The sequence below is a fragment of the Ferrimonas pelagia genome, assembly GCF_039543565.1.
GTDB classification, from domain to species: Bacteria; Pseudomonadota; Gammaproteobacteria; order Enterobacterales; family Shewanellaceae; genus Ferrimonas; species Ferrimonas pelagia.
This window is the reverse complement of sequence record NZ_BAABJZ010000107.1, coordinates 79,246-92,402: the sequence shown is the minus strand read 5'-3', so window position 1 is coordinate 92,402 and position 13,157 is coordinate 79,246. Positions and strand designations below refer to the sequence as shown.

13 protein-coding genes are annotated in these 13,157 nt (G+C 56.8%); 7 read left to right on the top strand and 6 right to left on the bottom strand.

All coding sequences use genetic code 11. The features are described from left to right. Nucleotides 1-17 precede the first annotated feature (17 nt). On the top strand, nt 18-1,148 hold the full coding sequence (locus ABEA08_RS21685; protein WP_345337542.1) for a JmjC domain-containing protein: 1,131 nt from the start codon (nt 18-20) through the stop codon (nt 1,146-1,148). A gap of 74 nt (nt 1,149-1,222) precedes the next feature. Here the strand turns inward: ABEA08_RS21685 and ABEA08_RS21680 are convergent, their stop codons facing one another. Continuing rightward, the gene (locus ABEA08_RS21680; RefSeq protein WP_345337541.1) at nt 1,223-1,531 is read right to left on the bottom strand and encodes a hypothetical protein; all 309 of its coding nucleotides are present in this window, start codon (nt 1,529-1,531) and stop codon (nt 1,223-1,225) included. 211 nt (nt 1,532-1,742) lie between these two features. Next, nucleotides 1,743-2,159 (bottom strand): DUF4826 family protein, encoded by a 417-nt coding sequence (locus ABEA08_RS21675; protein ID WP_345337540.1) that lies wholly within the window; start codon nt 2,157-2,159, stop codon nt 1,743-1,745. A 204-nt stretch (nt 2,160-2,363) separates the two neighbouring features. Here ABEA08_RS21675 and ABEA08_RS21670 point away from each other — a divergent pair, with 204 nt between their 5' ends. Further along, nucleotides 2,364-3,395, top strand: coding sequence for a Glu/Leu/Phe/Val dehydrogenase dimerization domain-containing protein (locus ABEA08_RS21670; RefSeq protein WP_345337539.1), 1,032 nt, complete (start codon nt 2,364-2,366; stop codon nt 3,393-3,395). Nucleotides 3,396-3,564: 169 nt separating this feature from the next. Then, complete coding sequence (locus tag ABEA08_RS21665) at nt 3,565-5,721, top strand: right-handed parallel beta-helix repeat-containing protein (protein WP_345337538.1); 2,157 nt, start codon at nt 3,565-3,567, stop codon at nt 5,719-5,721. A 63-nt stretch (nt 5,722-5,784) separates the two neighbouring features. Here the strand turns inward: ABEA08_RS21665 and ABEA08_RS21660 are convergent, their stop codons facing one another. Next, the gene (locus ABEA08_RS21660) at nt 5,785-6,327 is read right to left on the bottom strand and encodes a CAP domain-containing protein (protein WP_345337600.1); all 543 of its coding nucleotides are present in this window, start codon (nt 6,325-6,327) and stop codon (nt 5,785-5,787) included. 155 nt (nt 6,328-6,482) lie between these two features. On the opposite strand from ABEA08_RS21660, the gene ABEA08_RS21655 reads away from it, so the two are divergent. The 3 genes from ABEA08_RS21655 (at nt 6,483) to ABEA08_RS21645 (ending at nt 8,096) form a co-directional block, all read left to right on the top strand. After that, the gene (locus tag ABEA08_RS21655; protein WP_345337537.1) at nt 6,483-6,965 is read left to right on the top strand and encodes a type III secretion system chaperone family protein; all 483 of its coding nucleotides are present in this window, start codon (nt 6,483-6,485) and stop codon (nt 6,963-6,965) included. Nucleotides 6,966-7,349: 384 nt separating this feature from the next. Continuing rightward, complete coding sequence (gene gloA, locus ABEA08_RS21650; protein ID WP_345337536.1) at nt 7,350-7,763, top strand: lactoylglutathione lyase; 414 nt, start codon at nt 7,350-7,352, stop codon at nt 7,761-7,763. Nucleotides 7,764-7,766: 3 nt separating this feature from the next. After that, nucleotides 7,767-8,096 carry a DUF1294 domain-containing protein gene (locus ABEA08_RS21645; protein WP_345337535.1) on the top strand — a complete coding sequence of 110 codons (330 nt, stop codon included), beginning with the start codon at nt 7,767-7,769 and terminating at the stop codon, nt 8,094-8,096. A gap of 304 nt (nt 8,097-8,400) precedes the next feature. On the opposite strand, the gene ruvB is transcribed toward ABEA08_RS21645, so the two are convergent. Together ruvB and ruvA are read right to left on the bottom strand one after the other, a co-directional pair. Continuing rightward, nucleotides 8,401-9,408, bottom strand: coding sequence for a Holliday junction branch migration DNA helicase RuvB (gene ruvB / locus ABEA08_RS21640; RefSeq protein ID WP_345337534.1), 1,008 nt, complete (start codon nt 9,406-9,408; stop codon nt 8,401-8,403). 12 nt (nt 9,409-9,420) lie between these two features. Then, complete coding sequence (gene ruvA, locus ABEA08_RS21635) at nt 9,421-10,038, bottom strand: Holliday junction branch migration protein RuvA (RefSeq protein WP_345337533.1); 618 nt, start codon at nt 10,036-10,038, stop codon at nt 9,421-9,423. A 275-nt stretch (nt 10,039-10,313) separates the two neighbouring features. Between ruvA and ABEA08_RS21630 the strand changes: the two genes are divergently transcribed. Further along, the gene (locus ABEA08_RS21630; RefSeq protein WP_345337532.1) at nt 10,314-11,207 is read left to right on the top strand and encodes a DNA replication terminus site-binding protein; all 894 of its coding nucleotides are present in this window, start codon (nt 10,314-10,316) and stop codon (nt 11,205-11,207) included. Here ABEA08_RS21630 and ABEA08_RS21625 read toward each other — a convergent pair. Then, on the bottom strand, nt 11,169-12,989 hold the full coding sequence (locus ABEA08_RS21625) for an ABCB family ABC transporter ATP-binding protein/permease (RefSeq protein WP_345337531.1): 1,821 nt from the start codon (nt 12,987-12,989) through the stop codon (nt 11,169-11,171). The two genes, ABEA08_RS21630 and ABEA08_RS21625, sit on opposite strands and share 39 nt — an antisense overlap. Nucleotides 12,990-13,157 lie beyond the last annotated feature (168 nt).

Genomic DNA, 13,157 nt, shown 5'->3' with positions numbered 1-13,157 from the left:
GGAAGAAGGAAACTCCCATGGCCTACCGACTCGAGCTCGACATTGACGCGTTTCTCATGCGCTGTTGGCAGCGCAAACCCGTTCTGTTTCGACAAGCCTTGACCGACTTCACCGATCCGATTAAGCCCGACGAACTGGCCGGTCTGGCGCTGGAAGAAGGCGTCGCCAGCCGCATCGTCATCCGTGACGGCGACAGTTGGCGCGGCGAAACCGGTCCACGCGAAGAGTACGACAGCCTGGGCAGTGAAAATTGGCAACTGCTGGTACAGGCCATCAACCATTATTTACCGGAAGCTCAGGCACTGGCTCAGGCTTTCCGTTTCCTGCCGAATTGGCGTTTTGACGATGTGATGGCCTCTTTTTCCGTGCCCGGTGGCGGCGTAGGGCCGCACATCGACAACTACGACGTGTTCATCATTCAGGGCAAGGGCCAGCGCCGCTGGCAGGTGGGCGCGCGCGGTCAATATGCACCTCGCACGGGCAGTTCAGGCATGTCACTGGTGGAAGATTTTACCCCCATCATCGACGAGGTGATGAATCCAGGAGATATTCTCTATATCCCTCCCGGGTATCCCCACAGCGGTCAGACTCTTTCCCCCTCGCTGTCCTACTCCGTGGGTTTTCGTGCCCCCAGTCAGCAGGAGTTGATCTCCGCTTTGGCCGATAGCCTGATTGACCAAGATCTGGGCCAAGCCCGCTTTACCAGCGACGGCGAGCCCGACAATCCCGCCAGCGTTAGCAAACATCATCAGGCTGGTATGGCACGATTGGTCAACGACATGGTGGCCGATCCCGACGTCTGGCCCACCCTACTCGGCACCCTGCTCAGCCAAAATCGCTTTGAGCTGGCGTTGTGGCCGCCGGAAACGCCGTTAACCATTGCCGAGCTCCACAAGGCGCACGATGCCGAAGCAACACTACAGCGGATCGGAGGACTGAAGGTGTTGCAAGTCGAAAATGACGCCCAAAATCGGCTGTTCCTCGATGGTCAAGATTGGACTCTCCCCGCCAGTCTTGCCAACGAAGCGCTGCTCCTAGCCAACCAAGAGCGCATCGAGCTGCCCCGGCTTACCACTCTAATCGATGATGTTCAGGCTGCTGATCAATTGCTCGAGTGGCTGAACATCGGCTACTGGTACCTCGACTGAACTTTCACTCCGCTCCCATACAAACAAAGCCACTCGGACATCACTGCCCGCGCGGCTTTTTCCATCAAACTCTGTTAAGGCGCTGGCGTAAACAGCACCGTTTGCAGTTGAATGTTCGTCGATGGCGTAGCCATGTTGCTTTCATCATCTTTGGCCGTCGCGTTGATGGTAGAGGTTACCGCCGAGCTAAAGCCAGTGAGATCAAGCGAACGCACGAAGTAGCAGACATAGTCATCACCCGTGCTGCCCATCACATCCAGTTCAAAGCTGGCTGTAACCGAACACTGAGGTAACGAGCCGGAGCCTAAACTGAAGTCTGCAGGATCTGCCTTATAGGCGTTTTGGGTGATACCCACCGTCGCCACACCAATCTTGTTGGTCAACGCCGTAAGATCCAGTTTCTCATTGGAGAGATTGAATAGCTTAGTTGGTCACCACGGGCTTGCCAGCCGGTCACCAAGCCAAAAGCCTAACCCATGCAAAAGGCGCTAAAAATGGTTGCCTCCCCGGTAAACGTACGCCCAGTAGCAAGCGACATCACACACAAAGCCGCTCCCAAGAGCGGCTTCCATCAGATAAAAACGAACCGTACGGTCAGATCACCACGGCCATCTCGCCCCACAGTCGGTCTTCACCATGCAACTGGGCCAATCCGTTGGCTTTGCTCACCATGATCTGCGCCAGCTGATGCTGGGTATTGTCGGCACTGCGCAGCATATTTTCTGCTTTCAGTTGCCAATTTAACGAGAAGTAGCGCACCGCATCCCGAGCGTTCTTTGCGGCGCTTTCCGCCGACATATCGGTGGGCAGATCGCCGCTGATCACCCAGTACTTTTGTTTACGGGGGCCCTGTGCTTCTATTTTCCAAACCGCGATCAGCGGCGGCAAGATCCGGCTCTCCTTTAGGACGACCTTGCCCGGCAAGATCCCTTTCTCTGCCATAAAGCGATTCGCTTTTTGGAAATGCTCGCGTACCCATGCTTGTTCTTGTTCTTGGGTTCCCTGTTCCATCACTGTTCCTTACTGATCTGCGATCACACGCCTTGAGCGCCACTCTCCCTGACGTTAACGTCAATGTCAAGCTGACGTTCCAGTCCGCTCACCTTCTCAATCGAATGTGATCTGGGTCAACTCCGGTGCCACTGTTAAGGTGCGTGCATAATGATAAGCAACATGTCGGATCAATCGACGACAACTCAACATGGAGTACATAAGGTGGCGATATTTTCTCACCCCTCATTCGACGAACATGAACAGGTGATGTTTGTCCATGACAAAGCCTCCGGATTAAAGGCCATCATCGCCGTGCACGATACCACGATGGGACCCGCCGTCGGCGGATGCCGAATGTGGCCCTACGACAATGATGAAGAAGCACTGACCGATGTACTTCGCCTTTCTCGGGGAATGACCTACAAAAATGCCCTAGCAGGACTCGAATTTGGCGGTGGCAAATCGGTGATCATTGGTGATCCAAGCTCTGAGAAGTCAGAAGCGCTGTTTCGCGCCTTTGGCCGAGCCGTGCATTCACTAGGCGGACGCTACTACTCCGCCGAAGATGTGGGGATCAACACCAGTGACATCATGATCGCTCATCAGGAAACCCCATACATGGCGGGACTAGAGGGCAAAAGCGGCGATCCCTCGCCCTATACCGCACTCGGCACTTACTTGGGGATCAAGGCCGCCGTCAAACACCAACTGAATAAAGACTCGCTGGCGGGGATCAGAGTCGCCGTTCAGGGATTGGGTCACGTCGGCTATTCCCTGTGTGAGCATCTGCATCGGGCCGGCGCCAAATTGGTGGTGTGCGATCTCAGTGCCGAGCAACTCGATCGAGCCACCACTGAGCTCGACGCTGAGATCGTCGGTCTGGATGCGATCTACTGCCAGGACGTCGACGTTTACGCGCCTTGCGCATTAGGTGCCACCCTCAACGACCACACCCTGCCCCAACTTAAAGCCACCATAGTCGCCGGTTGCGCCAACAATCAGCTGGCAGAGCCGCGCCATGGCGAGATCTTACGAGACAAAGGCATACTGTATGCCCCGGATTATGTGATCAACGCTGGCGGGATCATCAACGTCTCCTTCGAGCGAGACTATAATGCTGACAGCGCAGAGGCGAAAGTGCGCAAGATCTACGACACACTGCTCACCATCTTCAATGAAGCCGATCGTTCAGGCAAACCCACCGGAGTTGTTGCCGACGAAATGGCCAGAAAGATCATTTCAGCCCAACGCTAAACAGCCGGCACCACATAAGTGGTGCCCTGCCTTATCCATCAGAAATGACATTCACCACCTTCCGCACATTCACTTTCCCGTGTACCCATCCAGACTCTGTTACCGTATGAACCTGTCATGCTAAAGCGCATGCCTGGTTAATACCTCCATAACAAGAACGAGATAATAGATGTTCCCACCCCGCACATTACTTGCGCTCTGCATGGGCTTGTGTGCCCTGCCCGCTTACAGCGCAGAGCTCTACCTAGATCCTTATGGCAGTGATCACGCCACAGGCGACGCACAAACACCGCTTGCCAGCCTGCCTGAAGCGCAGCGCCGGGTACGAGCCCTGCTCAATGCCGGCGAAACCGAGATCACCGTGCATCTGGCCGAAGGCCGTTACGCCCTCAATGAACCGCTGCATTTTGGCCCCGAAGACGCCGGCAGCGCCGAGCAAATCGTCACCTACCAGGGACCACAGCAAGGCATTGCCGAGCTCAGTGGCGGCTGGTCTGTTCAAGGTTGGCATCCGGTAGCGAATTCTCCCCTCTGGCAAATGACCCTGCCCGAGGCGATCGGCCCTGCAGCGCACGAGCAATTGCATGCTTTGTGGATCAATGATCAACGCCAGATCCTGGCACGCTGGCCCAATGCCGATGCCGAGCGCCCCATCTATGACGTCCTCGACAGCAAGGTTGCCAGAGACTGGAGCCACTACGAGATCACCCTGGAAAACGGAGACGGCCTGAAAGATCTGGACGATCTCAGTGGCGTTCGCCTGCGCGGCTACAAAGTCTGGGCCAGCACCCATAAAGAGATAGAGTCTTTCGAGCCGGACGCAAACCGTCTGGTACTCAAGCCACCCCATGCCCCGGCGCCGAGCTTTAACCGACTCCGCACCCATAGCGCCTATTTTGTTGAAAACCACCCAAGCTTCCTCGATCAGCCCGGCGAGTGGTTTTACGATCAAGCGCAACGAACCATCCAGTACTGGCCACAGCCGGGGATGGATCTGAGCCAAAGTGAAACCGTGATCCCGCGCCTGCGTCACTTGATCAACATCAAGGGCAACGCCGAACGCCCGGTACAGAACCTGCACTTTCGCAACCTAAGGTTTGCCCATACCGATTATCAGTACCCCGCTCATGGCTTTGAAGGCGGCCAAAGCGCCGTGGCCTACATGCCAAACGGCACACCGCCACAAGGGCTGCTACGCGAGGTGCAGGACAATGCGGTGAGCGTCGAATATGCCACTCAAATCAGCTTCGAGGCGTCGGAGTTTAAGATGTTGGCCACCAATGGTCTCTACATCGGCGAAGGCGCACACCATAGCCAAGTTGAGGGCAACGAGTTTACCGATATTGGCGGCAACAACATTGAAGTGGGGTTGATGTCCTCGTCACCGGAGCAGCCCAGTCATATCCGCATCGCCAACAACTACATCCACGACTCCACCACCACCTTCTGGAGCGGGATCGGGATCTCCGGCAAATTCGCCAACGACATCGATATCGAGCACAACACGCTGCGCAACCTAGCCTACAACGGGATCAGCATCGGCTGGCGCTGGGACGATACCCCCACCAGCATCGAGCGTTATCGGGTCAACCACAACCACATCTCCCACATGGTACAGCAAGTGAATGACGGGGGCGGCCTGTACACCTTGGGGTACCAGCCCGGCACCCTGATCTTTAACAACGTCATCCACGACATCCACCTGGGTATTACCCACCATGGCGTCGCGAACCGGGGCGTGTTCTTTGACGAAGGCAGTAAAGGCTATTACGTTAAAGACAATATCCTGTTTGATACGCTCAACGACTATGTCTACAACCAGAGTCGGCAAGACTACATGATCTGGGGTGACGGTAATCTGGCCGGATTGACCAAAGACGAATTAACCGGCCATGAGCCCGCACTGAAAACCGCTGGCCTAGAGCCCCAGTGGGCCGAGCGTCTGCTACCTGCCGAACTTCAGCGTGACAAGGTTCTGCCGCAACCGCGTGCCGACATCACTCTGTACAGTGACGAGGAAGCCCTGGCCATCCACAAACGTCTGCCACAGCTGTGCGAGATGGACTCATACGAAACCCCGGATACGATCCTAGCCAAATTAGAGTTGGATCCGATCCGGCTGAAATTCGCTGGCGATCAGGGGCTGGCCAACACCCTGCAACTGGGCCGCCGACTGGTCAGTCACTGGCAGTTATCGGAGAACTACGATATCTGGTTTATTCAGCGCTTGAATGACGATGGCGAATTCCAACTGCGACGTTGCAACGTCCTGATGCAACAACGCCCATGGCCGCACGAACCGCCGATGCACCGCCGCATCAAGTGAGCCACAGTCTATAACGCAAAAGCGGCCTTCACGGCCGCTTTTTCACATCAACCCCTTAACACTCTACAGGTCATTTTTGCTGATCAGCACCAAAGGCTCGTCACTGCCGTCCTCTTTGCGGGCAATGTACACCACCCAGTAACTGTCGTGTGGCGTCTCCACATCGTAGACATAACCGACGCCGATCTCATCTTGCATACGGTAGAGCGGTTTCTCGCCCAAAAGGTGAGCGCGGTGGCGGGGCGAGTCTTTCAACGCGTTCCAGACACGCTGCGCTGAGTTAAATCCGCCGGCCACCGCCTCGACCTGATTCGCCATGCCGGAGCCATAGCGCTTATCCAACGGATAACCTGCGCTTAGAACCCGAGAATTGGCCCCACCGCCGCCAATGTGACTGACATGGCCCCGCTCAGCCATCGCCTGAGCTTTCTCCTGCGCCACTTTGGCCAGCACCCCGTCACAGCGCAACCTAACGTGCAACTGCTCAGGATCGCGGATGATCAAGGCCGCCAACTCACGCGCCTTAGCATGTAAGCCGCACTCCAAAGGGATCGCCCCCGCTTCGCGTCCTGTCGCAGCCTCTATCGACGCTGAAACAAAGACCATCCAAGTCACAGCAATCACCCTTAACCACACCATTAATACGCCTCCATTGCGTTAATATTGCACACTCCCCTGCTCTATGGGCGCAGCATAGATGCAATTGGATCGCCGGAGCGCTATCCTAGGCGCCGAAGTTTGAGCTAGAGAGAAGTGTACCCATGCCGTCCTTGCCGATCCCAGATCATGACACCTTGAAGTCCTGGCTGGAACACTTGCAGATCGAGTATTACCTATGCGGCACATGCCAAGGACTGCACATTCCGGTGCTGCAGGAAAATACCGGGATCTACGACGCCAAGGTAGAGATCGAAGGGGATTTTGTCTACCTGTCCGCCTCCATCGAGTTGCGCCCGACCGGACTGATGAAGGCCTTTGCCGAGATGAGTCGGCTCAATACCCATTACCCAACGCTGAAGATCTTCGTCGAGATGGTAGACGACACCCTACCGCGGATCTTGTTGTGTCATAACCTGGCACTTAATCCTGGGATCAGCGCCGATCAATTCAGCTTCTTTATGCAGGATTGTATCGATCAGATGGGTCAGGCCGCCACGGAGATCCAGGCACTGGATATCATCTACCTAGGCGATGAAGATGGGCTCGAGCCAGAGCCACGGTCGCCAGGCGCCATCATGCATTAATCAAAAACGCCGGCAATCGCCGGCGTTTCGTTAAGCAAAGATCATTGCGCTCGCGGCAACGATAAAGCTCAAAATGGCCACCGTGGCGGCCAGTGCAAATTTCAGATCAGTATTCACTGCTGAACTCTCCCTATTGTTATTGGTATTTCCCCCCGCACCCAGAGTAAGCAAATCTCAGTCAGAGTACCGATAACATTTAACCAGTCGTGATCCGGATCACAACGGTATTTCCGTAACCATCAATCGAATCAATCGATTATCAGAAGCGTGCGCTTCGCCTTCTGCTCAAAAGCAATTTATTGCTAGTATCAAAACACGTTTACGCACTTCGTCATGCGCGGCCACCTAGCCTACCGGCATGACTCACACCGAAAGAGAGAGCACATGTCTCAAGTTCTGCACACCATGCTACGTGTCGGCGATCTGGATCGCGCCATTCACTTCTATACCCATGTCCTCGGCATGAAACTGCTGCGCCAGTCCGTTAACGAAGAGTACAAATACACCCTGGCCTTCGTCGGCTACGGCGATGAGAGCCAAGGCCACGCTGTGATCGAACTGACCTATAACTGGGGCGTCGAGCAATACGAGCAAGGCAACGCGTTTGGCCACATCGCTTTAGGCTTTGATGATATCTACAGCGCTTGTGACAAGATCCGCGCCGCCGGTGCCAACATCACCCGCGAACCCGGTCCTGTGCTGGGCGGCAGCACCCACATCGCCTTTGTTGAAGATCCCGATGGCTATAAGATCGAACTGATCCAACGCAGCCAGGCCACCGAAGGCGTAGGAAGTTAAGTCGTGATCGCTGCCATTCTGGTCCTTTGTCTGGCACTGGGACTGATCCTGCGAGGGCCCATTCAGCTGGCCCCGCTTTACATCGCCATGAGCCTGTTGACCCTGCTGCTGTTTGGTCTGGATAAGCGTCTGGCTATTCGCCGGGCGCGGCGAGTTCCGGAGGTCGTGATGCACGGTTTCGAGATGGCTGGCGGCTGGCCCGGCGCGTTTCTGGGGATCCGTCTGTTTCGCCACAAATCACGTAAAACCAGCTATCTCATCAAAACCTACTGCATTGTCGCTTTGCATCTGGGTACCCTCACCGCGTGGTATTACTGGAAGCAGTATATGTAAAGTACGCCGTTTAACCGCGTCGTTCCCGTGCGCGACCCCGGTTTCCGCGCGTCAACGGCTATCGTAGCAAACACCCATGCTGTCTCCGCCGCAGACGCTGCGACAGATGAGCCTAGGCAAACCGGCTTCCCCCGCCGAACCGTCCCCGTCTCGCCGTGCCCTGCTAAAGCCAAAGCCAGCACCGACGAGCGCGCAAAAGATCCCATCACCCAGCGGTTTTGTTAACACCGCGGGGGCACGATCCGATCGCCAGACACAACAACGCCGCTCGAATGAGCGGCGTTGTAAGCGGGCCGAGGCGGATCTATGGCTCCCGACTGAACCCAAAATGGGCGTAGGCCCTATCGGTCGCCAAGCGTCCACGCGGCGTGCGCTGCAGGAACCCTTGCTGGATCAAAAACGGCTCCAGCACATCCTCAATGGTTTCTCGTTCTTCACCGATCGCCGCAGCAAGGTTTTCCAGTCCCACCGGACCGCCAGCGAACTTATCGATGATGGTCGTCAGCATCTTGCGATCCAGATAATCGAACCCTTCCTTATCGACATCCAACAAGTCGAGCGCCTTGGCGGCCACCTCAGCGGTGATGCTGCCATCGAACTTCACCTCGGCGAAGTCCCGCACCCGGCGCAACAATCGGTTAGCGATCCTTGGCGTGCCTCGGCTGCGCCGGGCGATCTCCACCGCCCCCTCAGCGGCCATGTCCACCCCCAGAACCTCGGCGCTGCGCGCCACGATCGAGGTCAGATCGCGCACATTATAAAACTCCAACCGCAGCGGAATGCCAAAGCGGGCGCGCAATGGCGAGGTCAAAGCACCGGCACGGGTGGTGGCACCCACTAAGGTGAAGGGGGGCAGATCCAGCTTAATCGAGCGGGCCGCCGGCCCCTCGCCGATCATAATATCCAGCTGATAATCCTCCATCGCCGGATACAGCACCTCCTCAACCACAGGGCTAAGACGGTGGATCTCATCGATGAACAACACATCATTGGGCTCAAGATTGGTCAGCATCGCCGCCAGATCGCCCGCCTTTTCCAGCACAGGACCGGAGGTCGACTTAATGTTGACCCCCATCTCATTGGCCAGGATATTGGCCAAGGTGGTCTTACCCAAGCCCGGAGGGCCAAAGATCAAGACATGATCCAACGCCTCCTGCCGCTGGCGCGCAGCTTGAATGAAGATCTCCAATTGCGCCTTGGTGTCATCCTGGCCGGTATAATCGGTGAGCATCTTCGGCCGCATGGCCCGATCGATCACCGCCTCCTCCCGACTCTCTACCGGCGCCGCCACTAAACGATCCGCTTCAATCATCGCTCTTAACCCTTACAGCATCGCTTTGAGTGCGTCTTTGATCAGCTGCTCGGACGAAGCGCCCGGCGCTGCCACCTTGGCTACGACCTTCGCCGCCATCGGTGCCTTATAACCCAAGGAGATCAGAGCGGCGATGGCATCGTCTTGCGGATCCACCACCAAGGTGCTCTCCAGCGGCGCGTTGCCCGCCAGTCTATCCGCGTAGGGCGTCAACAAGGTGCCACCAAAGTTCTTGAGGCGATCGCGCATCTCCACCACCAAACGTTCAGCGGTCTTTTTGCCCACGCCTGGGATCTTGGTTAACCCTGCCACGTTTTCCGCCTGCACCGCATCGACGAACTGCTCGGCCGACATGCCGGATAAAATGGCCAACGCCATCTTCGGGCCCACCCCATTGGTCTTGATCAACTCTCGAAACAGCGCACGCTCCGCCTTAGAGGCAAAGCCATACAAGAGCTGCGCATCTTCACGTACCACGAAATGGGTGAAGATCAGCGCCTCACTCCCAGGCTCCGGCAACTGATAGAAGCTGGTCATCGGTAACTGCACCTCGTAGCCGACGCCACCGCACTCCAGCACCACTTCCGGTGCAATTTTCTCTATCAGTATTCCACGAAGGCGTCCAATCACCTGCTCTCTCCCGATGTTGACCGTGCTGACTCAGACCACTGTCGATATTTACAGTATTAACGGCGATCCTATCGGGTTTCGCGCCCGCCGTCATCCCATCGGCCCCACAAATTTTACCCGGCCGACGATCTCATCCCAACCTCAATGCCATCACAGTCCACCAGCCAGCGCCCAAGCGGCCAATGACAACCTGGTCAGCGACAGCCATGGCGGCCTCGCGGTGTTTAAGGTACACTGCCCAAGGTATGTAGGCATCAAGGTAAACCAGTTCCAACATGAACCTCACCGACGATAACGGCGCCATGGTCGCGCTGCGCCAGCAGTTCGAACGCTGCAGCCACCAACGGCGCACGCTCAGCCAAACACTGAGCGCCTTAGGCCCAAGCCAAAGCGTGCAATACGCCTTACCCTGTTGGCTGCAAACCCGCCCGTTGGATCGGATCGACACGATCCCCGTCGAGACCCTCTCCGGCAGCGCAGCCCATCAGGCCTGTGTCGCCGCGCTCAACGATCTCCACCGCAAGGCGGATGATCAGCAAAGCCAAAGGGTGCGGCGCTATCCCGGTGTCCTGCGCTTTGCCACGGCCAACGCGTTGGGCCAAGAGATCGCCGCACTGACGCAACACTTAACCGAGTTTAAGCAGCAACTTCACCGGCTCACTGAGCACGCCGCCAATGTGCAGGATCTGCGCTTCGAATTGCTGCATCAGCTTTCACCAAACCTGTTCACCATGCATTTTTACCGGACGCCGGTCTCCCTCCCCTCACAGGTACGACGGATCCGCTTTGGTTGGGTCGCTAAACGCATTGTTGCCAAGATCCAGCGTGATGAACTGCTGCAAAAACTGGATAACGCCATGACCAACCCAGGCCAGAGCATCATGGACATGGCGGCCTGGCAAGACAACGTCGCGCGGGAGCGCGAGCGTATCGCCAGCCTGCCGGCACAGGCTCAGCTGAGGATCGACCGGCCCGGCGGATTGCGTCCAACGGCTTTTATGCAATTTGAGGATGGCAGTCGACGGCAAACACCCGCCAACCTGCCTTTGGTGCTGACCCAGCCACAACCGGTTCAAGTGGTGGATCTACCGGACTGGCAACAAACCGCCTATCCACAAGCCAAAGGCGAGCTATTGATCGCTCGGCTCCATCTCTACCGGATCGACTGAACGCTGCTGACGTTGCTGCAGCGCCCAAAGCTCGGCATAGCGTCCTCCCAGCGCTAACAATGTGTGATGATCGCCCTGCTCGACGATCTGGCCCTGATCGAGCACCAAGATCTGATCCGCATCCACCACGGTCGACAAGCGATGCGCGATCACCAAGGTGGTTTGCTCCTGCGCGATCTCTGCCAGCGCCTGCAAGATGCTGCGCTCCGAGCGACTGTCCAATGAGGAGGTCGCCTCATCAAACACCATAATGGGTGGCCGTTTAAGAATGGCGCGCGCAATGGCCACCCGCTGCTTTTCGCCCCCGGACAGCTTCAATCCCCGCTCACCGACCTCGGTGTGCACACCTTCGGGCAACTGAGCGATAAAGTCGTCCAGGTGCGCCAGCCGGATCGCCTCTAAGACGGCGTCATCACTGGCAGTCACGTCACCGTAGCGGACATTTTCCAACAAACTGGTGTTGAACAGCACCGTATCCTGAGGCACCACACCAATGGCGCGGCGCAATGAGGTTTGGGTCACGTCGCGCAGATCCTGGCCGTCGATGGTGATCGCCCCCGCTTCCACATCGTAAAAGCGCAGCAACAGCTTAAACAGGGTTGATTTGCCCGCGCCGCTGCCCCCGACGATCGCCACCTTCTGCTTGGCCTGAACCCGAAAGCTGATCTGCGCCAAGATCGGCCGTTCGGCCTGATAACGAAACGCGACCTGATGAAACTCGATCACGCCGGCGGGCGCCTGCAGAGCCTGAGCATCCTCGCTGTCCTGGATCGCCGGCTTCACCGCTAGCAGTTTGAACATCTTCTCGATGTTGGCCATCGAGCCTTTCATCTCTCGATACACAAAACCCAGGAAGTTAAGAGGCATAAAGACCTGGATCATAAAGGCGTTGATCAAGACAAAATCCCCCAATGTCATGCGCTGCGCCATCACATCGGCGGCCGCCATGGTCATCGCCGCCGTCATCGCCAACGCGATGATCAACGCCTGGCCGCCGTTAAGCGCAAACAGAGACAAGCGATTCTTGCGTCGTGCCTGCTCCCACTCAGCCAACCCCAGATCATAGCGCCGGGCTTCCTCCGCTTCATTGGTAAAATATTTGACGGTTTCAAAGTTCAGCAGGCTGTCGATCGCGCGCGTACTGGCCTGGGATTCGGCGACATTCATTGCGCGCAGATAGTGGGTGCGCCACTCAGTGGCGAACACCGAGAAGGCGATATAACAGATCACCGCGACCGCAACGATAGCGGCGAAACCCAGATGGTAGTTCCACCACAACAACCCCATCACCAACACCACTTCCAACAGCGTCGGCCCGATGTTGAACACCATAAAGCGCATCAGGAAGCTGATCCCAGCATTGCCACGCTCGATGTCCCGTGACATGCCACCGGTTTGTCGATTTAAATGAAAGTTCAGATCCAGCGCATGCAGGTGCTCAAACACCTTCAACCCCACGCGACGCATGGCCCGCTCGGTTACCCGGCCAAATAAGGTATCGCGCAGCTCGCCAAACAGCACATTGGCAAAACGCACGGCGCCATAGGCCAATAGCAGTCCCAACGGCAAAGCCGCCAACGCCTCTCCCCGCGCCAGATCCATCCCATCCACCAAGGCCTTGAGGATAAAGGGCAGACCGACACTGGCGATCTTCGCACCGATCAGGCACAGCAACGCCAGCACGACCCGGCCACGAAACTCGAGCAGGTAAGGGATCAAGCCGGTTAATGTTCGCCAGTTCACATCGGAAAATTTAACTTGGGTATGAGTTCGACCGCGCATTCCATCGCAACCACTAAAGAAACCATGCAAGCAACGTAACATATTTCAGTCGCTTAGCTGCAATGTGCGCGGTACATCACGGCGCGAATTCTCGCCATTGGCCCCGCCAAGGACGAACAAGAAACCGACTGAGCTCACCGACACACTCTATAGTGAGCAGAGGCAAAT